Genomic DNA, 21,209 nt, shown 5'->3' on the forward strand with positions numbered 1-21,209 from the left:
ACTAGCGCAGCGTCACCTGACGGGACTTGATGTTCTGCAGCTGCTTGCGCTCATCGGCGTCGAGGTTGGCGTCGTTGGAGATCTCCTCCTCCAGCGCCTTATTCACGCGAGACAACTCTGCCTCGTAGGAATCGTGCGCAACCTCCGGGTCGAGGTCGAAGACCGGAGCGATGAGGCCGTGGGTACGGAAGACACCGGCAAACTTGGTGTTCTCTCCCAGGTTGAGCTCACCGCGAGCGGCGATGCGCGCAAGGGCGTTAAGGAAAGCATTCTCGTCATCGCAGGGGCGGACCCAGCGGATGTGCGCCTTGCCGCCACCGGCGTTAGCCCAGAAGGCGGTGCCCACAAAGCCTTCAGCCTCCTGGCCCACCTGGTAGGACTCGATGACGGAATCGTTAGCGCGCTGCAGGGCCTGCGCCATCTGCGGAGGAACCTGCGCGCCTTCCGGCATCCACCACGCGAAGTCCTGGTAGACGTTGATTTCCAGCTCGGCGTCCTCCTCCAGCAGCTCCTTGAGCTCCGGCTGGGAGCCATCAGCAGCGGTGGACTCGAGAGTGGAACCCGGCGCGTTGTTCTTCACCCAGTTCAGGGCGAAAGCCAGGTCGCGGCCCGGATTGTGCGTGTGGGACTGCACCTGCAGGCCCACGAAGGCCTCACCGCCGGACTCCTCATCACGGATGAGTGCGGCGGTAGCCCCGGGCAGCACGGTGGCGACGTAAACGTCCTTGTCAAAGCCTTTCACAGACAGCTTCGCCGTTGCGGAAGGAACGAATTCCTGCAGGGCGACGAGGCTAGCCTCAGCGGCGAGTCCACCGAAGGGGCGGGGGTCCTTTTCTAGGGCAGCGCGCTCGGCGGCGCGGGCAGCGAGCTTAGCTTGGCGGCGGGACATACCCTCCGGCAGCTGTTCGTTCTTCTTTTTCTTCTTGGCCATACTGAACAACTTACCTGTTCATTACAGCTCAATGGCATGCAGGGCCACTTCCGGTTGGTTCGTGGCAAGAATATCCACCCCGTTGGCCCACGCCCACTTCATGTCCTCGGGTTTGTCGATGGTCCACATGTACGTGGGCAGACCATGCGCACCGATGGCAGCAGGCTGCAGCTTGCCGCGCAACAGTGACATGCCAAGGCCTGTTGGCTGCGATAACAGGATGTCCGGGCGGTTGAAATGGCGCTCCCAATCGCGGCGCAAATATATGCGGTCGATATGCGGGGCGAGCGCTGCCATTCGACGGATGGCCCGGTGGGAAAAGGAAATCATGTGGATCCGGGGGTCGTCGACAAGCCCTGCGTAGCGCAACCGCAGCACCATCTGTTCTTCGAGGATGTCGCCCTGCCCCGAGGGATGCTTGGTCTCGATGTAGAGGTGATGCTTCTTATCGCCGAGCATCTCGAGGAGCTCGTCGAGAAGCAGCATGCGCTGGCCACCACCGATCTTGAGGCGGCGCAGCTCCTCCCATGTCATGCGAGACACTCGGCCTGAGCCATTCGTGGTGCGGTCCAGGGTGGGATCATGGTGAACCACCACCTTGCCGTCGCTGCTCAGACGGATATCGCACTCGATGCCGTGAATGGGAAGCTCGAGCGCTTTTTCAAAGGCAAGAGGGGATAGCTCCGGATATTTCCCGGAGTATCCCCTGTGGGCGACAATCTTCACTAGCCGAAGATTTCTTCCTTGATGGTGTTGAGAGTGTTGAAGGAGTTCTCGAAGCGCTCCTTCTCGTGGTCATCGAGGGCCAGCTCGATAACACGGTTGACGCCGGAGCGGTCAACGATGGCCGGGGTGCCGATGAAGACATCCTCGTGGCCGTACTCACCCTGCAGGTAAGCGGAGACAGGAAGTGCGACAGCCTGGTTCTGAATGACCGCGCGGGTGATGCGGGCCAGGGCCATGCCGATGCCGTAGGAGGTGGAGCCCTTGGCGTCGATGATGTGGTAGGCGGCGTCGCGGGTGTCCTCGAAGATCTTCTCGATGCGCTCGTTGTAGCCCGGGTCCTTCTCAGAACGGTGGGACAGGGAGACACCAGCGATGTTGGCGGAGGAGACGACCGGCAGCTCGGAGTCACCGTGCTCGCCGATGATGTAGGCGTGGACGGAGGTCGGTGCCACGTCATCCATCTCAGAGAGCATGTAGCGGTAGCGGGCCGAGTCCAGGACGGTGCCGGAGCCGATGACGCGCTCGTGCGGGAAGCCGGAGGCCTTCCACACCGCGTAGGTCAGCAGGTCCACCGGGTTGGAGGCGACCAGGAAGATGCCGTCGAAGCCGTTCTTCATGACGTCACCCACGATGGAGTTCATGATCTTGACGTTCTTGTCCACGAGCTGCAGGCGGGTCTCGCCGGGCTTCTGAGCGGCGCCGGCGCAGATGACGACCATGGAGGCGTCCTTGCAGTCTTCGTAGGTGCCCTTGGTCACGCGGGTGCGGGACGGGGCCCAGACAACACCATGGTTGAGGTCCATGACGTTGCCCTCGAGCTTCTTTTCGTCGATGTCGATGATGGCCAGGTGGTCAACAGTTCCCTGGTTGACCAGAGCGTAGGCGTAAGCAACTCCAACGTCGCCAGCGCCGATGAGTACTACTTTGTTTCCAACATGATTTCCCATGCCTCCTATTGTGCCCCCAATGTCCGAATTTTGCTCGTTATGCGCCCGAATTCACAGACCCAGTAGTCCGATCTCACATTTTCATGTCCGATCGGACATCTATGGAGGCTGCGCTGCACGTCGCACCTAAAGCTGGTTCAATGGCCAGCATGCGTCAACTTGCGCGCCGCATCGCACTCAGAACCGCCCGCACGGGCCTTCAGGCTGCAATCTTTTCCTTGGAGATCATCAGCGATCTCACGCCCGGCATGCGCATGACTGGCCGGCGGCGCCTGCCACAAAACATGTGGCCCGGGCTCTTCGGCGCCGAAGTCGCAACGTGGGCAGCCGTCTCCCCTTCCCTTTTGCCCCGCCCGTGGTGGGTCACCGCCGCCAACGTGGCCATCGGCCAAGGCGCTGGACACCTCGCCGCGACCACCGCGGCCTTCGCTGCCAAGCGCGCGCTGCACCACGCTGGCCGCCGCCCCCAGGACCGCGTCGGCCCCACCACTCGGCGCTATTCCTACTACGCACTGGGGGTTGGCACGCTCATCGCAGGCATACGCTCCCTGCGCAATCAGACGGAGCAAGCCCGGCTCGTGGGAAAGCTCAATGACCGCGGCCCGCAGTCCGCAGCACTGGGCATGGCCGTGGGCACGGCAGGCTACGGCGCCTTGCTCGTTGTGGGGGAGGCAGCCCAGCTCACCGTCACTCAGCTGTCCCTCCAGGTCCAGCGCTGGCTGCCCAGGTGGATTGCCTGGCCGCTAGCCGGCGGCGCGGTCGGCTTCGCCACAGCCCTGGTCAGCGACCGGATGGTGTGGCGTCGCCTGCTCCGCAAGGCCTCCGTCCAAGGCCTGGCGCTCAACAAGCTGGTATACCCGGGCTCCGCCATGCCGTGGGAGCCGGAGCGTTCTGGCAGCCCGTGGTCCCATGAGCCTTGGACGGCCGTCGGCTCACAGGGCAGAGCGTTTCTTGACCGCGGCCCGCGCGCCCAGGACATCAAGGAGGTCATGCACTTCGAGCGCGCCCACGAGCCAATTCGCATCTATATCGGACTCATTCGCGGTCGCGGCCCACACGCCGCCGCACGCCACGCGGTGGCGGAGATGGACCGCACGGGCGCGTTTCACCGCGACACGATCGTGTTGCAAATGCCCTCCGGCTCAGGGTGGATCAATAACTATGCGGTCAGCGGCTACGAATTCCTCACGCGGGGCAATTGCGCGACCGTGGCCCTGCAATTCGACTATTTGCCTTCCATGTTTTCCTACCTGGTGGACAAGAACCTCTCCCGCATCTTTGCGCGCGAGCTCATCGCGGCCGTCCATGACCGCCTCGAGCTCCTCCCCGAGGACAACCGCCCCAAGCTGTATTTCAGTGGCGAGTCCCTGGGCTGCTATGCCATCGTGGAGAACTTTGAGACGCTCGAGGAACTCCTCGCCGCCTGCGATGGTGCGGTATTCACCGGACCCCCGCGGATGACCAGCTTCATGCGGCGCCTGCACCGTGAACGCGGTTCCCTGGAACGCCTGCCGCTTATCGACGGCGGCCGGCACCTCCGCTTCGCCGCCGTTCCCGCCCACATGGAGCACGACGCCTTCGGCGAACCTTATGGCCGCTGGGAACGCCCGCGCGTGGCGGTGGGCCAGCACGCCTCCGACGCCATCGTGTGGTGGGACAGCAAGCTCATCTACGCCCGCCCCAACTGGATCCACGAGCCCACCCCGCAGACCCTGTACGCGGATACCTTTAAGAATCTGCGTTGGCACCCGTTCATCACCTTCTGGCAGGTGGCCCTGGATCAGATCAACTCCCTCAACGTGCCCGGCGGCCACGGGCACAACTACTTCGAGGAAACGTTTTGGTACTGGGATTCCGTCCTTGGATCCCAAACGCGCACTCAACTCACCCCAGAATTAGCCGAGCGCATGCGGGTCTTCGTGGAGCGCGACCAGCTCAACAAACCTTCCGACTTCCGCACGCACGTGCGCAAGCAGCTCTAGCCGCACGCCAGTGCGCTCACTGCGCTAGCCACACTTCACACCGGTGCTGTGGTGCGGGCAGTAGCCATTGGGCACCTTGTGCAAGTACTGCTGGTGCTCGTCCTCAGCCAGGTAGTACTGGCCTGAGTCCGTCTCACTGAGGAGGGTGACTTCAGTGGTGGTGGCGCCGAAGCCGGCGTCGGCAAGCATGCCCGCATAGGAATCCACGAGCTTCTGAATCTCCGCGCGTTCCTCCTCAGTCTCTGGGTAGAAGGCCGAGCGGTATTGCGTGCCCACGTCGTTGCCCTGGCGGAAGCCCTGGGTGGGGTCGTGAGCTTCCAAGGCCTTAACCACAAGGTCACGCAGGCTCACGCGCTGTGGATCATAGGTAATCTGCACAGACTCCGCATGGTTGGTCAACCCGCGGCAGACCTCGTAGTAGGTGGGGTTTGGCGTGGTGCCACCCGCATAGCCCACGGAAGTTGCCTCCACGCCTTCGGTCTCCCAGAACATCTTCTCGGCTCCCCAGAAACAACCGATGGCAATGATGAGGGATTTCTGCCCCTCTTTCCACGGGCCGGTAATCGGAGTGCCCAGGACCGCGTGGGGCTGCGGGTTCTCAAGAACAGGCTCCGCGCGCCCGGGAAGAGCGTCCTTAGCTGCCACCAGCGTGGGTTCTGGCTTGAAAAGAAACATGCTGGGTTCTCCTTACACTTAGCGTTGTCCTCCCTCTTATACTCCGCCGTACTGCCCGCAATCCAGGTTTTTGTTCACGGCGGCTCCCATAGAAAAATTATTGTGGCCAAATTCTCATCCGGCCCCTACCATGGGGCCTCGTACCCCAAAGAAAGGATGAAACAAATGGCTGTTTACGAACTTCCGGAACTCGACTACGCATACGATGCCCTGGAGCCGCACATCTCCGCTGAGATCATGGAGCTGCACCACTCCAAGCACCACGCTGGCTACGTTGCTGGCGCTAACGCTGCGCTCGAGGCCCTGGAGGAGCAGCGCAACGGCGAGGCTAATGCTGACGCCATCCGCGCTCTGTCCAAGAACCTGGCCTTCAACCTGGGTGGCCACACCAACCACTCCATCTTCTGGAAGAACCTCTCCCCGAACGGCGGCGGCGAGCCCACCGGCGAGCTGGCTGAGGCTATTAACCGTGACTTCGGTTCCTTCGAGAAGTTCAAGGCTCACTTCTCCGCCGTTGCTACCGGCCTGCAGGGCTCCGGCTGGGCAGTTCTGGGCTATGACCACGTTGCTGGTCGCCTGGTTATTGAGCAGCTCACCGATCAGCAGGGCAACATCTCCGTGAACTTCACCCCGCTGCTGATGCTGGATATGTGGGAGCACGCCTTCTACCTCCAGTACAAGAACGTGAAGGCTGACTACGTTAAGGCCGTATGGAACGTCTTCAACTGGGACGACGTTGCTGAGCGTTACGCTGCTGCTACCAAGTAAGCACGACGGCCTCCTTAAGGCCACGTAGCTTCAACCCGCGCTGGGACCTCTTCGTTGAGGCCCAGCGCGGGTTCGCGTTTTCAACAAGCTGCAGGCCTTTGCACAGGACTCCTGCTCCCGGTGCGCGAGGCGAAACTGCCCGAGCTGCCAAAGTTATACGCCGTCATTGCCGATCCGCGCGGATCTTCGTCATGTAGGGCAGTTGGCCTCTCGGCAAAGGCAATCTGCGACCCGTGAGGGTGATGGGCTACACCCCTTCTGCCCCCACTTAAACGTCATAGAGAGCAACGCGGCGCGGCCCTCGCATTGCTCGCGGTGAAACTGCCGGGCCAACCGGTGCACACCATCCCCTGGCTGCCCCACGAGGTCTCTACCCCGAAGACGCTCGCTGCTCTGGCCGCTAAGCTTCCCTTCGGCAGCTAGTCGGCCTCGACCAAGCTACTGCCCTCAGCGGTGCGGGCCACGACGAAATCCTTGAAGTGCTCGACCGGCGGGGCATCATCGCCCTTCCTCCACACCAGTCCTAGCTCGCGGTAGGCCGCGGGCTGCAGGGGGACGGGGTTGCGGGCTTTGAGGTAGGGGTCGTCGAGCGGCAACAGAGCCGATCCCAGCCCAGCGGCCACGAGGCCCGCCACGGTGGTGAGCTCCATGGATTCGAAGACGAGGCGCGGGGTGAAGCCGGCCTCGCTCGCTAGGGAGTCGAGCAACATGCGCGTTCCATAGCCCGGCAGCATGCCGATGAAGGGTTCATCGCGGAAGTCTTCCATGCGCACCCCGTCTCGCCCTGCGGCCCAATGACCTTCCGGAACCGCTAGACCGAGGCGTTGCAGTTTGAGCTGGTGCCACCCTAGCGGTCCGGGGGCCGTAGGGCGGGGGCCGACCAGCGCCAAGTCGGATTCGCCGGCGGCTACCCTCTCCACGAGCTCGCGGGCCGCACCCTGGTGCAGACGGATATCCACGTGGGGATGCTGGGCGCGGTAGGCCTTGAGCAGCTCCGGGACCATCCACGTGCCCAAGGAATGCATGAAGTCGAGGCGCACGGTGCCGCGCTCCGGATCCATGAGGCGGGACACGGCATCGCGCGCGGCAGCTTCGGACATCAACACCCGCCGAGCGTGTTCCACGAATGCCTGGCCGCGGGCATTCAGCCGCAGGCGCCGGCCGCTGCGCTCGAAGAGGCTGGCCCCCACCTCCGCCTCGATACGCTGCACGCGGCGGGTCAGCGCGGATTGGGAGAGCCCGAGGGCGTCGGCAGCCGCGCCGACGAGTCCATGGTCCGCCACGGCGACCACGCCGCGCACATCTTCCAGATTCATGCACACCTCGCATGCTTTAAGTAACTTTCGGACATTTTACACATAATCCGCGCTAGGCCATGCTTGATGCATGACCAGAACGCGGCGCGCCACCATTGCCATGCTCTTCGTGGGCCTGGCAATTTTTTCTTGCCTCTATCCCACCCAAGCCATGCTGCCCACCTTGGTGGAGGACATGGGCATGTCCCCCACCGAAGCCGCCATGACCATCTCCGCTGCCACCGGTGCGCTGGCCATTTGTGTCATCCCCGTGTCCATCATCTCCGAGCGCATCGGTCGCGGAAAACTACTGCTTGTTTCCACCATCGCGGCCACGCTCATCGGCATGCTCGTGCCGCTTGCCCCCAATCCAGAGATCCTCATCGCCACCCGCGCGCTCCAGGGCGCTGTCATCGCCGGCGCACCCGCTACCGCCATGGCCTGGATTTCGGAGGAGCTCGAAAGCTCCTACGTCGCCCGCGCCATGGGGCTGTACATCGCCGGCACCACCATCGGTGGGCTGACCGGCCGCCTCATCCCCACCGGGCTTCTCGAGCTCACCTCCTGGCGCTGGGCCCTGGCCGGCTCCAGCCTGGTCACACTTATCCTCGCCATCATCGCCGCTATTTTGCTGCCCTACCAGCAGAATTTCACCCCAAAGGAAATCCACTTCCGCTCGGAGCTGCGAGCCATCTTCCGCCATGCCCGGGATACCCGCCTCATCCCTTTATTCATCGTGGCCTTCGTGGCCATGGGCACCTTCGTATCCCTCTATAACTTCCTGGCATTTAGGCTCATCAACCACTTCCACCTCGCGCCCGGTTTGGCAGGCTTGGTCTTCCTCTTCTACCTCACCGGCACATGGTCCTCGGCGCGCGCCGGCCGGCTGGTCTCACAAGTAGGCCACGCCAACACGCTGCTCCTATCCTGCCTGCTTTTTGCCGTGGGCATCGCGCTATGCATGGGCTCTTTAATCCCCACCCTGCTCGGCATCGTGTTATTCACCATCGGCTTCTTTGCCGCGCACTCCACGGCCTCGGGGTGGGTGGGCCATATCGCCACCCACGACCGCGCGGAGGCCTCCAGCCTCTACGTCTTCTTCTATTACCTGGGCAGCTCCATCCTGGGCGCGCTGGCCGGCGTGCTCTTTGATTCCTTGTCGTGGACCGGCTTCATCGCCGTCTACACCGCCCTCGCCACGGGCATCGCGGTGCTGAGTTGGGTTGTGAGAAAAACCGGATAAACTCGTGTTTTATGGACAAGTGGTCGCCGCGCACATGGCACAGGAAAGCATCCCGCCCGGTCAGCCTGTGGATGATGGTTTTTCTTCTCGCCGGCGCAACCCACACCCTTATCCCAAACTACCGCTGGGTCCTCATCCATCTCTTCACCCTGGGCATCCTCAGCAACAGCATCGTGGTGTGGTCCCAGCACCTCACCGAAAAGTTCGTGCAGCTCAAAGTTCCGATGTCGGCCCGCCCTCGCCAGCTCGCGCGGATTTATCTGCAGAATTCCGGCGTTATCCTCACCCTCGTGGGCCAAATCCTCAGTGAATATTGGGGCCACCACTGGGTGCTCACACAGATAGGCGCCACACTCGTCGCTCTTGCGGTGTCCTGGCATGGGTTGGCCCTCTTTGCTTTGTGGCGCCGCGCGGAATCCAAACGATTCCGCCCCGTCGTCGCAGCTTATGTGGCCTCGGCCTTCTTCCTTGCCGTGGGCGCTACTCTTGGCGCATTCCTCGCCACACACCCCTCCCATCCGCGCCTGCTCATTGCACACGTTGCCGCCAACATCGGCGGTTTCGTCGGCCTCGCAGCCGCCGGTTCACTCACCATCTTGTTCCCATCTATCTGGCGCACCAAGGGAATCAACCCACACATGAGCCTAAGCTTCACGCTGCTGGCGCTGGGCGTGGTGACCACCGTGATCGGCAGCGCGTGGAATGTACCGCAAGCGGGTCTGATCGTCTACTGCGTCGGCTGGGCGCTCAGCCTGCAGAGCTGGCTGCTCAATGCCCTCACCGTGTTCCGAGAACCACGCGGGCGCATCACCTTCCCGGCGCTATCTGTGCTCTTTTCCTGCTTCTGGTTGCTCGGCAGCCTGGTGTATTACACCACCCAGCATTTCTTCTCCAGCGAGCCACAGATTCCCATGCTCGCGCTCGTCGTAGGGTTTGGCGCCCAACTGCTCATCGGCGTCATGGGCTATATGCTGCCCACCACGATGGGCGGCGGCCCTTCAGCGGTGCGGGCTGGCCTGCGCGAATACAACCGCTGGGGGCTGGGGCGCTCGGTCTTCATCAACGGCGGGCTTGCCCTGTGGCTGGCCACCTCCAGTTCCCTCACCATGGTTGCCGCCTCCCTGCTCTGCCTCGGTTCCATGGCCATCATCCCCGTACTCACCGCTCGCGCGGTCAAGGCTCAGAAAGCCGTGCTCCTCAAGAAGGCCGAAGGCCCAGCGCCCACGACCACCACGGACTGGGACCAGGTGTGGGTGGCCCTTGCGGTGCTCATTATCCTCGGCGGACTCAGCCTCATCCTGTAGATCCCCAGACCTGAAACCCGCAACCTCCTGGGGTGGGTGGTGGGGCGTCGGCAAGCGCTTGGCGACGCCCACCTGCAGGTTGCGGGTTTCAGGTCTGGGGACTTGCACACGGGAGGGCAGGGAGAAGCTAGGGCTCGAGGGATGGCACTCCCGGCGCGCCGTGAGACATCCACTCGCGGACGGCATGGGTCGCGCGCACATCGCCGGCGTTATAGCGCAGAATCTGCGCACGCGCGTCCGTGTCACCGGCGAGGGCGGCTCGGCGGGCATTGACGGATTCCTCGCCATCGAACTCTTCCGGCCATTCAAAGCCAGCGACGGGCGCCACGGTTTTCAGCCCCAGGCCCGCAGTGCCGGCGAAACTGCGCTTGACGTGGACGAACATGTCCACCCATTCCTCTGAGGAGATGAATTCCTCGACCTCCTCCAGGCTCGGGGAGGAGAAGCGCTGGGCGGACCTGCGCATCCAATGGTTTTCGCCGTGGGCGGAGTAGCAATAGGCCGCGAAGGTCTTGCCCGCTGCATGCGCGTCAGCGCGCACCCCCATGAGCCACTCCCAAAACTCGGCGAAATTCTCCGCCTCGGCCCGCCCTCCCAGCGGATCCCAGGTCACAAAGGGGTGGTACTCGCCGTCCAGGAGCGCGCCCCACAGGTAGGCACCTTGATCCAGGTAGGCCTCCATATCGACGTCGACTTCCACATCCGCGCGAGGAACGCTAACCCGGTCGCGGCGCAGCAAAGGGACGCCCTCGCGCCACGCAGCAGCGAGGGCGGAGGGGGCGCCGAGGGAGGCGTCGATAAGCCCCTGCACCGTCGTGATGCCGCGCTCGCGGTAGGGGTTAGCGCGGTCACCCGGCAGGAAGAGGGAGATATCATCGCGGGCCTCCAGCTCTTGCTTACACAAGGGCCAAAAGCGGCAGGAGGCGCACTCCTTGACGCGGCGCGGCCCAGCGGGAAGCGGCTGTACGAGCGCCTCATCGATGCCGAAGCGCGAGGTATCCGTGACAAAAGCCTGACCGCGGTCCTGCCCAATCGCCGCACCCCTGCCAGAATTCAGGCCGACGTCCTCCAAACCCCGCGCGGCCAGGGCTAAACGGTAGCCATCGACGGCGTGATGCTTAATCTTGTATTTCGCCGGCAGCGGCTCACTCAATCCCAAGCGATGGGTGGGGACAACCAGCGTGCGCGAGTTCTCATGCGGGCGGGCCACGCGGTGATCCGAGACGATAACGGGGCTGTATTTATCACCGTCCCGAACCAGAAGCTCCACGCGCACCATCCACTCCGCCGTAGAAAAGACGGCGTTGGTGATGTGTGTGTAACCGTGAGCCAGCGCCTCCAGCGTGGCAAGCGCCCGCTCGAAATCATCTCCCTCCAGATCAATCCGGCGGAAACGGCCAGGCCCCTTCTTGGGAAGGCGAGCGAGCGCGGCATCGATAGCCGCGGCGTGGCGCTCCGCCCGGGCTTGGCTCACCGCGGTGCGTGGGATCTCGGGATGCGCGCGGCGCTGCACCAAGCGATAACGGCAGCCCACGAGATCCGTGGCGACGAGCACATCCTTCACAGCAGGTGAGCTTAGTAGACCACCTTGCTAGAGTTGTAGCGAGACCCTAAAGATAGATTATTTAAGGACGTTTCAATGGGCATTATGAAGAAGATCCGCAAGGCCCGCCGTGAGGCCCGCGCCGAGATCAAGGCTGCCAAAACCCGCGCAAAGGCAGAGGTAAAGGCCGCGGATAAGGCCAAGCACCGCCAGCAAAAGCTATTGGCCCGGCAGGAAAAGGCGCTTATCAAGTCCGAGGAAAAGGGCCTAAAGAAGCGCCGCAAGCACGAATACAAGATGGCCAAGAAGGAACTCGAGCGCATTAAGGAAGGCCGCTTTAATAAGAACAATGTCAAGCGTTATGCCGGCGCCCTGCGCACCGCAGCACCCCTTCTTTTGCCTCTGCTTTACCGCGGCATCACCGTTGCCCAGCGCGAGGTTGAGAAGAAGCGCGCGCAGAAGGCCGGCGTCAGCGCCGAGCAGCTGGCCTCCTTCTCCGGCCACGGCGCACCGCTCAAGGCCCGCACCGCCGGTATCCGCAATTCGCTGAAGGATGCGCAGCTTCCCGCCGGTTTCAAGCGCGACGTCAAGGAGCGCCTCAACGAGCTTGATTCTGCGATCGACAATGCCGAGTACATGACCGATCAGCAGCGCCAGCGCGCGCACCGCTCCATCTCCGGTGAGATCGACTCGCTCAACGACGAGATCCAGTCCAAGCTGCGCGCATAGCCGCTCGCACGGATTCTCTACGCCTTCGGGCCGCTGCCTTCCCCGCTTTTAGACGGTGGAGGATACGCGGCCCGAAGGCTTATTCTTTCGCGCTCAAAACCCCTTTTTGGCAATGCATATTAACGCTGTCACGGAATTTGTTTTCGTTCTATAGTTAATAGCGGGAGAATCAGTTTAGAGCTCGAATGGAGAAACATGGCACGCCGCGAAATCACCCAGTTTTTTGACGATATTGATAATTCGCCCCTCAACGAAGATGAAGTGATCGTTATCCGCTTCAGCGTTGACGGTAAGGATTACCTCCTCGACGTCTCGCAGGAGAATGCCGACAAGTTCCACGCCGCCCTGGAGCCCTTCGTGAAGGCTGCCCGCCACCCGGTCAAGAAGGACACTCGCCGCTACAAGCCGGCCGATGTCCGCGCGTGGGCCGCCAAGCACGGCTACGAGGTGGCCGAGCGCGGCAAGATCCCCAACGACGTCATCTTGGCGTACCGCGACGCCAACAACCTCTAAAGAACGCCCTGCTCGCGTGCTGCCGCCACGGCGGAGGTGCGGGAGCGCACGCCCAATTTGTCGTAGATGTGGACCAGGTGAGACTTCACCGTCGCCTCCGACAGCATCAGCTCCACCCCGATCTCACGGTTTGAGGAACCCGCCGCGACCAGCTTCAGTACTTCGAGCTCGCGCGGGGTGAGCGAGGTGCGCGGCGTGCGCACGCGGGTCATCAGTTTGTCAGCAACCACGGGCGAGAGCGCCGAATCACCTTCCGCCGCCGAGCGCACCGCCGCGAGCAGCTCTACCGGCGGCGCGTCCTTGAGCAGGTAGCCCACCGCGCCTGCCTCAATTGCGCCGAGGATATCCGCGTCGGTGTCGTAATTGGTCACCACCAGCACCTTGGGGGGATTCTCCATGGAGTAGCGGATAGCGGCGGTCGCTTCCGCACCACCCATGACGCGTGTGCCCTCGATCCCCGCACCAAAACGCAGGTCCATGAGGAGAACATCGATGCCACCCGCTTGGGCTGCGGACACAGCGGCTTCGGCCGTAGCGACTTCGCCCACAACCTCGATGTCCTCAGCCCCCTCGAGCACCGAGCGTAAACCTAGGCGCACGATCTCATGGTCGTCGGCAAGCAAGACCCTAATCACGGGCTTCCTCCTCATTGGTACGGTGTGGACAATTTCCTAATCTACATCGTTGTTTAAGGGCACACTAACTGAGACCGCCGTGCCACTTCCCGGCGTGGATTCAATCACGACCTCGCCGCCGAGTTCCGCCGCGCGCCGGCGCATGGCGGATAGACCAATGTGGCCCAGCCCCGCCGGTTTATTTTCCACTGCCTCCACATCAAAGCCCTGGCCGTTATCCACCACGTCCACGCGCACCTCGTCCGGCGCATACGTCACGGTCACCCGAGCCTTCATGGCGTGGGCATGCTTGACGACGTTCCCCACCGCTCCCTGCGCAATCCGCAGCAACGCGGCCTCCACCTTCATGGGCAGCTGTTGCGCATCGCCTTCTACGTCCACTGAGACGTCGAGCCCACCGGTCGCCGCAAAATTCTCAGCCATCCTTGTCATGGCCGCCCCCAAGGAGGTTTCGGACAACGCCGCCGGCTGCAACGCCGCAATCATGGCGCGCGCTTCGTGGAGGTTATCCGCCGCTGTTCGCCGAGCCAGTTCGATGCGTTCCTGCGCCTTGGGGATATCCTCCTGTGCGAGATCGCGGTCAGCGGCATGCAGGAGCATCTGAATGGAGGACAAACCTTGTGCCAGCGTGTCGTGGATTTCGTGGGCGATGCGCTGGCGCTCAGCGGTCATGCCGGCCGTGCGCTCGGACTCCACGAGCTGGGAACGGGTCTTCATCAACTCCTGGTTCATGCGGCTCAACGCCCGGAAGGCATAGGTAATAGCAATCGTCACCAAGGCCGATACCGCCGGGCCCATGATGCCGCCGAAGGAGAGCCCGCCCGGTACTTGCACCAGGATGGTCACCGCCGTGGCCGCGAGCACGCAGATGATGCCGGGGATCATCTCCAGCACGTAGAGGTAGACAAAATACAGAGAGAACACGAGGTAGATGGCCGCGGGCGCCACCGCTATATCCGCTAGCCACAGGACCGTGAGGATAACCATCCAGCCATAGCGCGCGATGCGCGGCAGGGTCTCCATATAGGCCGAGCCCCCGAAGTACACCACCGCGAAGGAGACCAACAGCAGCAGATTGAGCACGCCCTGCCACAGCGGCAGGCGCACCGTCATAAATATCGCCACCACCAGCAGCGTCGCCGTCAGGACGTGGATACCGTTGCGCAGTGCATCCGATTCAACCGAGCGCTGGTCTAGTGTGGACGTCATGCGCCACAGCCTACTTCCCCCGCTCGCCGCCTGCCTGATCGGCATAGGCTTTGCCGCGGTGGGGTGTTCGGATGCAGCCGACCCCGCCCCCAGCACCGAGGCCTCCAGCCCCGCGTCCGACACAAACTCAGGCGATGGCCTGCCCACGGACGCTACCGCCGAGGTCAGTGACTGGGAAGACTGCCCCTACCTGGACACGCAGTGGGTGGCCGATACGAATGGGCAGAGGATGACCCGGTGGGGCGTCGACAAGCGCTTTAGCACCCCCGCCTGCGTGTTCTGGTCCTACCCCGAGGAACCACAGGTTACCGTCCTAGTCCGGCAGATGCCCAGCGTCGACGAGGCGCGCGCGGTCGTGGATTGGGCCGCACCGGTTGAGGATACGGAGCTCGCCGAATTCGATGGGTGGTCCGGCGGGCGCGGCGTCTTTGAGGATCACTCGGTCTTTGCCGTCCAGAAGGACAACCACGCCGTGGTGGTGTGGTCAAACCAGCTGCAGACTCTCAAGCCCCAGCTCATAGCGCAGGAAGCAATCAACCGCTTAGGTCTGTAACGACCTAAGCACAGTAACGACCTAAGCATTTAATGGTCTAAACAGCGACTAACGCCTAAACGGCGACGTCATTATAGGGCATCTGCGCCGCTACCCAGGGGAAAATCACCTCCATGAGCAGGAAGAAAACCCCCACGGCGAGGGCCAGCGCCAACACCGCCTTGACCACGGTGGGGCCGGGCAACAGGTTCCAGAGTGCGCGATACATTAGTTCTCCTCCAAGACGGCGGGGCGGGCATTGTTATCTGCTCCGGGTGCTTTAGCCTCCCGGTCAGTCTCCATGGCGTGGATAATCATGCGCTCTGCGTTGGAGAACTGCGGGTGGCAGGTGGTGAGGGTGAGCAGGGATTCGCTGGGCTCAGCCCCTTCCACCCCGGGAACAGGCTGGAGCACGCTCACATCACCCGGCAGGGTGATATGGCGCCCCTGTACAGCCTGGTATTCCGGCTTGGCTTGCTGCTCTGGGCTGAAGCAGTCCCCCGCAGCCCCCTCGATAGGCAGCACGCGGTAGGTAATCCAGTCCGTCGCGGTTTCGATGACGATGGCATCGCAAGCCTGCAGGTTTCCCAAGTCATTGAAGGGAGCGCCCTTGCCCACACGGTGCCCGGCTACCGCGAAATTGCCCGGCTCACCAGGCATCTGCGTGTCAGCATAGTGCCCTGGCCCGCGCAACAAATCGTCTTCATCGGTGCCTTCGAGAACGGCGAACGCGAAGTCCGAGCCGAAGGCCGGGATATAAAGGCGCGCAAAGGCCTCACCGAGCTTCGGGGCATGGCCCGCTCCGCGTGGGTTGTGCCATTCTTCCTGCAGCGTCTCGTTGGCTTGGTCCTGCATCTGACCAGACTCGATATTTGTCCAATAGGACTCATAGAACGCAAAAAGCAGCAACAGCACGCCGGCCGTCAGCATAAGCTCACCGATGACGGTCCCTACGGTCGGCCGAGTGCGCGCGGTGGGGTGGGGCATACCCATACCTTAGCCTCCCGGTAACGTGTAAGTGCCCCATCACCCTGCAGAAAGAGGAGTAGGCGATGATCAACATCTTCATGTACCCGGTCTCCGGAATCATGAAACTGTGGCACTTGCTTTTTGGTTCCTTCCTTGACGGCTCGATGGCGTGGATCCTCACCATCGTCTTCCTCGTGCTCACGGTCCGCGGCATTATCGCCCCGCTGAATTGGCTCTCCGTGAAACAGGGCCGCATCGGCGCCCTCATGCGCCCGGAGATGACCGAACTCAATGAACACCTCACGCAGGCCGATTCGGTCGACGAGGCTGTCGGCATCCTCACTCAACAGCGCGAGCTCAAGGAGCGTTTCCAGCACAACCCGCTGGTGGGCTGTTTCCCTGCCTTCCTCATCATCCCGGCTTTCATTGGCCTCTACCAGGTGGTTCTTCGGGTGTCAGGTTCCGCGAATGAACCGGTGGGGATGCTCACGCTTGACGACGTCTCCTCCTTCCGCACCTCCACCGTCTTCGGCGTCCCCCTCACCGATTTCGCGCGCGAGCATCACGACTTGGTCCTGCCGATGCTCGTGGCGGCACTCGTGTTCACCTCCCTCAATACGCTCATCACGCTCTACCGTGGCTTTCTTACCACGCTCTTCGATCAGAAGATTCCGCGCCGCCTGCTGTGGTTCATGGCGCTCATGGTGGTTCTCATTCCGTGGATGCTGTGGAAAGTGGCCTGGCATGGCCCCATCCCCGTGACCATCATCTTCTACTGGGGCTGCTCCTACCTCTTCACCCTGCTACAGACCTTGGTATATGAATTCATCCTGCACCGCCGCTATCCCCTACCGGAGGCCGTCCACGAACAGCGGCGCAACAGCATCCGGCGGTGGCGGGCTAAGGAAAAGAAGAAGGAAAAGAAGGCCGAAAAACAGCGTCTTAAGGAAGACCCTGCGCACAAAGAGGAGGTTGCTGCTGCCCGCAAGCGCCACTCTGCCATCGTGGCGGAGGCACGCAAAATTGTTAAATCGAATAGTCAGCAGGAGGCGCCGAGAGAAGCTGAATAGCCAGCTGCTTCGCGGTTACTAGTGGAGCGACGTCGCGGGTAAGGCGAGCGCCGGCAAGGCCGCCATCGAGGAAGATGAGAATTTGGCTCGCCTGCTCCTCTGAGGGGTAGCCGTTCTTGGCGTTGAGCAACGCTGTGATTGTGGAATGAATCCACGTGCGGTGTTCCACACAGGCGGCCACGATGCCCCGCTCGGCATCCGTCTCTGGACGCGGGTATTCACCGGCCGCGTTGAGGAAGTGCGAGCCCCGGAACTCCATGGAGGGTTGTTCCTCGATGGCCTTGTCGAAGAAGGCGAGGATCTTGCTCTCCGGATCGGTCGCGTCCTCGGTGCGCCTCTGCCAATCAGCGCGGTATTCCTCATCGAGGGCCTCGACGTAGGCGATAACGAGGGCATCCTTGGAGCCGAAAAGGGAGTAGAGCGACGCCTTCGCCACGTCGGCCTCGCGCAGGATACGGTCAATGCCGATAACGCGGATGCCCTCGGTGGTAAAGAGCCGCGTGGCGGATTCAAGTAGTCGGCTCCGCGGGCTCGGGCGGTTGCGACGCGACTTCTTTTCGGCCATTTCTTCTCCTCACATGACAAAACCGGTTCATCTATACAATATAGACAAACCGGTATGTATGCGAATTTTTACTTCTTGCGGCCCGTAATGGCTCCCACGATCCACAGCAAGATACATGCACCGACCGTTGCCGTAATGATCATCAGGAACCAGCTATCGCCGACGCTCTTGTTGAAGAGCGCTAGCAATCCGCCACCGATGAGGCCGCCGATAACACCAACGATGAGGTTGGTGAACAGCCCCTGGTCACGCTTCATAATCTTCTCAGCGAGCCAGCCGGCAATGATGCCAACAACAATCGAACCAAAGAAACCGAGACCGAGTCCCATGACACTCACTCCTTTGAATAACAGTAAATAGCGTTTATCTACGTACCCTCCCACCGTACGCGTTAAAACACCAAAACGACTCGGGCACACCACTTATCCAATAAAAGGGCCCGAATCGTTATAGCGAGGTTATGCGATGGTTACTCCGAGTCTGGTCGAACCACCATCATCGGGCACGGCGCGGACTGCAGCAGTGCGCGGGAGGTAGAGCCCAAGAGCATGCCCTTGAAGCCACCGCGACCGTGGGAGCCCACAACGAGCAGCTGCGCACCTTCGGAGGCCTCCGAGAGTGCACGGACCGGGCGGTCACGGGCGATAACCTTCTTAACCTGCACGTCCGGGTACTTCTCCTGGAACTCCGCGAGGCGTTCGGTCAGCAGTTCTGCTTGCTCCTTCTCGACCTCGGCCCACTCCGCTTGGGCTGCTGAAAGCCCAGCCAGGGAAGCTTGAACCTGCATGTCCATCCAGGTGTGAACGGCGATGAGTTCAGCGCCGCGGGCATCTGCTTCCTTGAAGGCGTAATCGGTTGCCTTCTGGGAGACCTCGGAACCATCGACACCGATAACAACGGGACCGTACTTCGTGGATTCGGTGACGTGGTTATCCTCACGGACCACGACCACCGGGCAGGATGCGTGGGAGACCACAGATGCAGATACCGAGCCCATGACCATGCCGGACAGGCCGCCCATGCCGCGGGAACCCATGACAATCATGGTGACGTCCTTGGACATCTCCAGCAGCATGTCGATCGGGGAACCCTCAGCCACGGTGTGGCCAATCTTCAAATCCGGGGCAATCTTGTGAGCCTCGGCGCGGGCCTCCTCGATCTTCTCTAAGGTCTCTGCCTGGAGGTCATCAAAAAGCTCCTTCGGCGGGACCATGCCTTCGGCGTAGAGGAACTGCGGCATCGTGTAACTCGATGCGATACGTAGCGGGATACCCCGTTTCACCGCAGTATTTGCAGCCCAGCGGACGGCGTTCTTCGACGCTTCCGAACCATCAACGGCGACGACGACAATGTCTTCCTTTGCCATGACCTTTCCTTTCGAAGTGCTTACACCTCCAGTCTAATACCTACTGGCCGACCTGTGGGGCGGTAGCGGCATCAGCATTCGCTGGGAAAAGAATGTTGTAGGCAGCCACAGCAATATCACGAATGACGGCACCGATACCATTAGAGAAGAAATCGATGACGGGCGCGAGAATAGAGTTGAAATCCATGGGGCAAAGAATATCGCAAAAAGGGCGTGGCGCAACACCACTTCCTATCCGCGATGGACTAAACCCCACTCACGCCCGCGTTGTCGAAGGCCCCATCACCGCGTGGGACTTTGTGCACGACCTCATCGTGACCCAACGTCACCGCCACCCCGACGATAACGACGCGGCCCTCCAAGCCCGCTTCACAGCGAACGAGGTTGTATCCCAAGACGGCACCCCGCTTAGTCCCGACAGCACCCTCGCCACCAACGCGATGGTGTACTTCTACCGCATGCCGGCTCCCGAAACACCCGTCCCATACGACATCCCAATCCTGCACGAAGACGAGCACCTCTTGGTCGTCGACAAGCCGCCCTTCATGGCTACGATGCCTCGCGCCCGCCACATCACGGAGACTGCCACCGTTCGCCTTCGCCGAATGACAGGCAACAACGAGCTTTCCCCCGCGCATCGCCTGGACCGGCTTACCTCGGGCATACTCGTCTTCACCAAGGACCGCACCGTTCGGGGCGCCTACCAAACGCTCTTCGCCGAGCGCCGCGTCACCAAGACTTACGAAGCCATCGCCCCGCTTGCCGACGTCTCCCCCGGCACCGTCTGGCGCTCCCGTATGGAGAAGACCCCAGGGGAATTGCAAGGTCGCATCGTCGAGGGCGAAGTCAACGCCATCACCGAGGTCGGCGGCGTGGAACCAGTAGATAAGGCACCGTACGAAGCCATCCACGGTTCACTTCCCGAGATAGCGAAGTACACTCTCAAGCCACAGACCGGCAAGACTCATCAGCTCCGGCTACACATGCTTCAGGCGGGCATCCCTATTATTGGTGACCCCATATACCCGGTCATTTTCCCTGCAGAGGCCGAAGACATGCGGATTCCCATGCACCTGACGGCGACACACATTTCTTTTGTTGATCCATTCACAGCCAGACCCCGAGAATTCTCCTCTCAACTACCGCTTGGAACCCACCATTTATTGAGCCCGTAATTAGGAACATTTAACCATTGTCAATGGCCTTCGACCTACCTTTCGAAGGCCGGGATCTCGCGTTCATTTCCAAGCGGACGCCCGGCCGCCTCCCACCAGGTGCCCGTGTCCCGCGCGCCCTTCCACCCGGCAACGTAGGCCACCACCAAGCCAGCGACCGGAACGACGACAGCGCCAATCGGACTGAACAGAGACGCCGCAAAATCAATCACATGGTCAATCTGGAAGAACTCAAACACCATGCCGTAAAACTCACCCCGGCTATGCAGGTCCGAAACGCGCTTAGCCACGGGTTCAATCACTGGTTCTAGTCGGTCACGAATCGCCGGCCCGAAAAGCAAAAGAACAAAGGACAGCGCCGCCAATGCGAACTTCTTACTGAGTTCCCACGCGCCCGCGCGGTGGGGATGTGTGGCTAAGTCAACGCGCCTCTTCCGTGCTGACTCGTTGGCAACCGGAAGAAAGTCGATCCGCTTAAGGTCATCACCGAGTCTTACCCGCGCTGAACGACTATCGGGCTCAAAGACATTTACAGTCTTGTCCGCAAAGAAGTGGCTCAGACCGTCCTCTTCCCACCCTGGGGCCGGCCTCTCCCTCAAGACCAAAGAATGCTCAATATCTTTCACCCGGGAGACAACCTGCCCCTCACGTATCAGACATGCAGCCGGCACCCTATCCATCAACCCACGGGGTATAGGACACTGCGCAACCCGCGTCTGAATCTCATCCGAGGTAGCAAGACTTTCAGCACTTTCTGAGTCCGCCAGGGCAGAAACTTTGCTCCGTGCTGCAAGCAGAACATAGACGGTCTTTCCCTCATAGGGAAGTTCCCACAGGTCAAACTTGTCGCTCAAACGCAACGCCCGCAACTTTGACAGTCTGCGCGAACAACACCAATAACCACAGCCTCTACTGTAACTGACCCTGCCAAGGAAGACGAACAGAACAACTTCACCCCAGCATCGACAGACGTGGTGCCGAGGCGGGGCCTAATGAATCTGTCACTAAAAAGCTATTTGTTCAGACCTGGAA

Annotated in this window: 24 protein-coding genes; 9 read left to right on the forward strand and 15 right to left on the reverse strand. The window is 61.6% G+C overall.

Going from position 1 to position 21,209, the window contains the following annotated elements; genetic code table 11:
• Position 1: 1 nt before the first annotated feature.
• The 3 genes from HMPREF2808_RS07620 to HMPREF2808_RS07630 are packed head-to-tail and all read right to left on the reverse strand — an operon-like array spanning position 2 to position 2,604.
• Positions 2 to 931, reverse strand: coding sequence for a DUF5926 family protein (locus tag HMPREF2808_RS07620; RefSeq protein WP_070531791.1), 930 nt, complete (start codon positions 929 to 931; stop codon positions 2 to 4).
• 21 nt (positions 932 to 952) lie between these two features.
• Entirely contained in the window at positions 953 to 1,657 is a 705-nt protein-coding gene (locus HMPREF2808_RS07625) for a glycerophosphodiester phosphodiesterase family protein (RefSeq protein ID WP_070531787.1), read from the reverse strand.
• Positions 1,657 to 2,604, reverse strand: a complete 948-nt coding sequence (locus HMPREF2808_RS07630) for an L-lactate dehydrogenase (protein WP_070523884.1) — start codon at positions 2,602 to 2,604, stop codon at positions 1,657 to 1,659. The genes HMPREF2808_RS07625 and HMPREF2808_RS07630 overlap by 1 nt, the downstream gene beginning before the upstream one ends.
• Positions 2,605 to 2,744: 140 nt before the next feature.
• On the opposite strand from HMPREF2808_RS07630, the gene HMPREF2808_RS07635 reads away from it, so the two are divergent.
• Positions 2,745 to 4,586 (forward strand): alpha/beta-hydrolase family protein, encoded by a 1,842-nt coding sequence (locus HMPREF2808_RS07635; RefSeq protein ID WP_070624356.1) that lies wholly within the window; start codon positions 2,745 to 2,747, stop codon positions 4,584 to 4,586.
• A 24-nt stretch (positions 4,587 to 4,610) separates the two neighbouring features.
• Here HMPREF2808_RS07635 and msrA read toward each other — a convergent pair whose 3' ends face one another.
• Complete coding sequence (msrA, locus tag HMPREF2808_RS07640) at positions 4,611 to 5,261, reverse strand: peptide-methionine (S)-S-oxide reductase MsrA (RefSeq protein WP_070624357.1); 651 nt, start codon at positions 5,259 to 5,261, stop codon at positions 4,611 to 4,613.
• 165 nt (positions 5,262 to 5,426) lie between these two features.
• On the opposite strand from msrA, the gene HMPREF2808_RS07645 reads away from it, so the two are divergent.
• Positions 5,427 to 6,029 carry a superoxide dismutase gene (locus HMPREF2808_RS07645; protein WP_070523894.1) on the forward strand — a complete coding sequence of 201 codons (603 nt, stop codon included), beginning with the start codon at positions 5,427 to 5,429 and terminating at the stop codon, positions 6,027 to 6,029.
• A 419-nt stretch (positions 6,030 to 6,448) separates the two neighbouring features.
• On the opposite strand, the gene HMPREF2808_RS07650 is transcribed toward HMPREF2808_RS07645, so the two are convergent.
• On the reverse strand, positions 6,449 to 7,345 hold the full coding sequence (locus tag HMPREF2808_RS07650; RefSeq protein ID WP_070624358.1) for a LysR family transcriptional regulator: 897 nt from the start codon (positions 7,343 to 7,345) through the stop codon (positions 6,449 to 6,451).
• 70 nt (positions 7,346 to 7,415) lie between these two features.
• Here HMPREF2808_RS07650 and HMPREF2808_RS07655 point away from each other — a divergent pair, with 70 nt between their 5' ends.
• Complete coding sequence (locus HMPREF2808_RS07655; protein ID WP_070532618.1) at positions 7,416 to 8,567, forward strand: MFS transporter; 1,152 nt, start codon at positions 7,416 to 7,418, stop codon at positions 8,565 to 8,567.
• A gap of 11 nt (positions 8,568 to 8,578) precedes the next feature.
• Positions 8,579 to 9,871 carry a copper oxidase gene (locus HMPREF2808_RS07660; RefSeq protein WP_070562183.1) on the forward strand — a complete coding sequence of 431 codons (1,293 nt, stop codon included), beginning with the start codon at positions 8,579 to 8,581 and terminating at the stop codon, positions 9,869 to 9,871.
• A 127-nt stretch (positions 9,872 to 9,998) separates the two neighbouring features.
• Here the strand turns inward: HMPREF2808_RS07660 and HMPREF2808_RS07665 are convergent, their stop codons facing one another.
• Positions 9,999 to 11,435 (reverse strand): TM0106 family RecB-like putative nuclease, encoded by a 1,437-nt coding sequence (locus HMPREF2808_RS07665; RefSeq protein WP_180952079.1) that lies wholly within the window; start codon positions 11,433 to 11,435, stop codon positions 9,999 to 10,001.
• Positions 11,436 to 11,510: 75 nt separating this feature from the next.
• Between HMPREF2808_RS07665 and HMPREF2808_RS07670 the strand changes: the two genes are divergently transcribed.
• Both HMPREF2808_RS07670 and HMPREF2808_RS07675 read left to right on the forward strand, forming a co-directional pair.
• On the forward strand, positions 11,511 to 12,143 hold the full coding sequence (locus tag HMPREF2808_RS07670; protein ID WP_070523907.1) for a DUF6474 family protein: 633 nt from the start codon (positions 11,511 to 11,513) through the stop codon (positions 12,141 to 12,143).
• Between the two features lie 195 nt (positions 12,144 to 12,338).
• Entirely contained in the window at positions 12,339 to 12,656 is a 318-nt protein-coding gene (locus tag HMPREF2808_RS07675; protein ID WP_070523909.1) for a histone-like nucleoid-structuring protein Lsr2, read from the forward strand.
• Here the strand turns inward: HMPREF2808_RS07675 and HMPREF2808_RS07680 are convergent.
• The gene (locus HMPREF2808_RS07680; protein WP_010188464.1) at positions 12,653 to 13,291 is read right to left on the reverse strand and encodes a LuxR C-terminal-related transcriptional regulator; all 639 of its coding nucleotides are present in this window, start codon (positions 13,289 to 13,291) and stop codon (positions 12,653 to 12,655) included. The two genes, HMPREF2808_RS07675 and HMPREF2808_RS07680, sit on opposite strands and share 4 nt — an antisense overlap.
• 36 nt (positions 13,292 to 13,327) lie before the next feature.
• Positions 13,328 to 14,500, reverse strand: a complete 1,173-nt coding sequence (locus tag HMPREF2808_RS07685) for a sensor histidine kinase (protein ID WP_070523911.1) — start codon at positions 14,498 to 14,500, stop codon at positions 13,328 to 13,330.
• Between HMPREF2808_RS07685 and HMPREF2808_RS07690 the strand changes: the two genes are divergently transcribed.
• Positions 14,499 to 15,053 carry a DUF2020 domain-containing protein gene (locus HMPREF2808_RS07690; protein ID WP_070624359.1) on the forward strand — a complete coding sequence of 185 codons (555 nt, stop codon included), beginning with the start codon at positions 14,499 to 14,501 and terminating at the stop codon, positions 15,051 to 15,053. The genes HMPREF2808_RS07685 and HMPREF2808_RS07690 overlap by 2 nt on opposite strands.
• A gap of 55 nt (positions 15,054 to 15,108) precedes the next feature.
• Here HMPREF2808_RS07690 and HMPREF2808_RS13520 read toward each other — a convergent pair whose 3' ends face one another.
• Positions 15,109 to 15,261, reverse strand: a complete 153-nt coding sequence (locus HMPREF2808_RS13520) for a hypothetical protein (protein ID WP_168162985.1) — start codon at positions 15,259 to 15,261, stop codon at positions 15,109 to 15,111.
• Positions 15,261 to 16,019 carry a class E sortase gene (locus HMPREF2808_RS07695; RefSeq protein WP_070624360.1) on the reverse strand — a complete coding sequence of 253 codons (759 nt, stop codon included), beginning with the start codon at positions 16,017 to 16,019 and terminating at the stop codon, positions 15,261 to 15,263. The genes HMPREF2808_RS13520 and HMPREF2808_RS07695 overlap by 1 nt, the downstream gene beginning before the upstream one ends.
• Positions 16,020 to 16,084: 65 nt before the next feature.
• Here HMPREF2808_RS07695 and yidC point away from each other — a divergent pair, with 65 nt between their 5' ends.
• Positions 16,085 to 17,071 carry a membrane protein insertase YidC gene (gene yidC / locus HMPREF2808_RS07700; protein WP_070624361.1) on the forward strand — a complete coding sequence of 329 codons (987 nt, stop codon included), beginning with the start codon at positions 16,085 to 16,087 and terminating at the stop codon, positions 17,069 to 17,071.
• Here the strand turns inward: yidC and HMPREF2808_RS07705 are convergent.
• The 4 genes from HMPREF2808_RS07705 to HMPREF2808_RS13525 form a co-directional block, all read right to left on the reverse strand.
• Positions 17,028 to 17,636 carry a TetR/AcrR family transcriptional regulator gene (locus tag HMPREF2808_RS07705; protein ID WP_070563501.1) on the reverse strand — a complete coding sequence of 203 codons (609 nt, stop codon included), beginning with the start codon at positions 17,634 to 17,636 and terminating at the stop codon, positions 17,028 to 17,030. The genes yidC and HMPREF2808_RS07705 overlap by 44 nt on opposite strands.
• A 68-nt stretch (positions 17,637 to 17,704) precedes the next feature.
• Positions 17,705 to 17,965: a GlsB/YeaQ/YmgE family stress response membrane protein gene (locus HMPREF2808_RS07710; RefSeq protein ID WP_010188457.1), complete on the reverse strand. Its 261-nt coding sequence runs from the start codon at positions 17,963 to 17,965 to the stop codon at positions 17,705 to 17,707.
• 140 nt (positions 17,966 to 18,105) lie between these two features.
• Complete coding sequence (locus tag HMPREF2808_RS07715) at positions 18,106 to 19,002, reverse strand: universal stress protein (protein WP_070523921.1); 897 nt, start codon at positions 19,000 to 19,002, stop codon at positions 18,106 to 18,108.
• A gap of 40 nt (positions 19,003 to 19,042) precedes the next feature.
• A complete protein-coding gene (locus HMPREF2808_RS13525) occupies positions 19,043 to 19,189 on the reverse strand; it encodes a hypothetical protein (protein ID WP_167595824.1) in 147 nt (48 codons plus the stop codon).
• On the opposite strand from HMPREF2808_RS13525, the gene HMPREF2808_RS07720 reads away from it, so the two are divergent.
• Positions 19,125 to 20,177 carry a pseudouridine synthase gene (locus HMPREF2808_RS07720; protein WP_083299169.1) on the forward strand — a complete coding sequence of 351 codons (1,053 nt, stop codon included), beginning with the start codon at positions 19,125 to 19,127 and terminating at the stop codon, positions 20,175 to 20,177. The two genes, HMPREF2808_RS13525 and HMPREF2808_RS07720, sit on opposite strands and share 65 nt — an antisense overlap.
• 35 nt (positions 20,178 to 20,212) lie before the next feature.
• On the opposite strand, the gene HMPREF2808_RS07725 is transcribed toward HMPREF2808_RS07720, so the two are convergent.
• Positions 20,213 to 21,031, reverse strand: coding sequence for a hypothetical protein (locus HMPREF2808_RS07725; RefSeq protein ID WP_232748502.1), 819 nt, complete (start codon positions 21,029 to 21,031; stop codon positions 20,213 to 20,215).
• Positions 21,032 to 21,209 lie beyond the last annotated feature (178 nt).

This window comes from Corynebacterium sp. HMSC078A10 (genome assembly GCF_001811565.1).
GTDB lineage: Bacteria > Actinomycetota > Actinomycetes > Mycobacteriales > Mycobacteriaceae > Corynebacterium > Corynebacterium hesseae.

Coding starts and splice junctions, on each gene's coding strand:
- HMPREF2808_RS07620 (WP_070531791.1), bottom strand. CDS start 931: ATGGCCAAGAAGAAAAAGAAGAACGAACAGCTGCCGGAGGGTATGTCC.
- HMPREF2808_RS07630 (WP_070523884.1), bottom strand. CDS start 2,604: ATGGGAAATCATGTTGGAAACAAAGTAGTACTCATCGGCGCTGGCGAC.
- HMPREF2808_RS07635 (WP_070624356.1), top strand. CDS start 2,745: ATGGCCAGCATGCGTCAACTTGCGCGCCGCATCGCACTCAGAACCGCC.
- msrA (WP_070624357.1), bottom strand. CDS start 5,261: ATGTTTCTTTTCAAGCCAGAACCCACGCTGGTGGCAGCTAAGGACGCT.
- HMPREF2808_RS07645 (WP_070523894.1), top strand. CDS start 5,427: ATGGCTGTTTACGAACTTCCGGAACTCGACTACGCATACGATGCCCTG.
- HMPREF2808_RS07650 (WP_070624358.1), bottom strand. CDS start 7,345: ATGAATCTGGAAGATGTGCGCGGCGTGGTCGCCGTGGCGGACCATGGA.
- HMPREF2808_RS07655 (WP_070532618.1), top strand. CDS start 7,416: ATGACCAGAACGCGGCGCGCCACCATTGCCATGCTCTTCGTGGGCCTG.
- HMPREF2808_RS07660 (WP_070562183.1), top strand. CDS start 8,579: ATGGACAAGTGGTCGCCGCGCACATGGCACAGGAAAGCATCCCGCCCG.
- HMPREF2808_RS07670 (WP_070523907.1), top strand. CDS start 11,511: ATGGGCATTATGAAGAAGATCCGCAAGGCCCGCCGTGAGGCCCGCGCC.
- HMPREF2808_RS07675 (WP_070523909.1), top strand. CDS start 12,339: ATGGCACGCCGCGAAATCACCCAGTTTTTTGACGATATTGATAATTCG.
- HMPREF2808_RS07690 (WP_070624359.1), top strand. CDS start 14,499: ATGCGCCACAGCCTACTTCCCCCGCTCGCCGCCTGCCTGATCGGCATA.
- HMPREF2808_RS07685 (WP_070523911.1), bottom strand. CDS start 14,500: ATGACGTCCACACTAGACCAGCGCTCGGTTGAATCGGATGCACTGCGC.
- HMPREF2808_RS13520 (WP_168162985.1), bottom strand. CDS start 15,261: ATGTATCGCGCACTCTGGAACCTGTTGCCCGGCCCCACCGTGGTCAAG.
- HMPREF2808_RS07695 (WP_070624360.1), bottom strand. CDS start 16,019: ATGCCCCACCCCACCGCGCGCACTCGGCCGACCGTAGGGACCGTCATC.
- yidC (WP_070624361.1), top strand. CDS start 16,085: ATGATCAACATCTTCATGTACCCGGTCTCCGGAATCATGAAACTGTGG.
- HMPREF2808_RS07705 (WP_070563501.1), bottom strand. CDS start 17,636: ATGGCCGAAAAGAAGTCGCGTCGCAACCGCCCGAGCCCGCGGAGCCGA.
- HMPREF2808_RS07710 (WP_010188457.1), bottom strand. CDS start 17,965: ATGGGACTCGGTCTCGGTTTCTTTGGTTCGATTGTTGTTGGCATCATT.
- HMPREF2808_RS07715 (WP_070523921.1), bottom strand. CDS start 19,002: ATGGCAAAGGAAGACATTGTCGTCGTCGCCGTTGATGGTTCGGAAGCG.
- HMPREF2808_RS07720 (WP_083299169.1), top strand. CDS start 19,125: ATGACGGCACCGATACCATTAGAGAAGAAATCGATGACGGGCGCGAGA.
- HMPREF2808_RS13525 (WP_167595824.1), bottom strand. CDS start 19,189: ATGGATTTCAACTCTATTCTCGCGCCCGTCATCGATTTCTTCTCTAAT.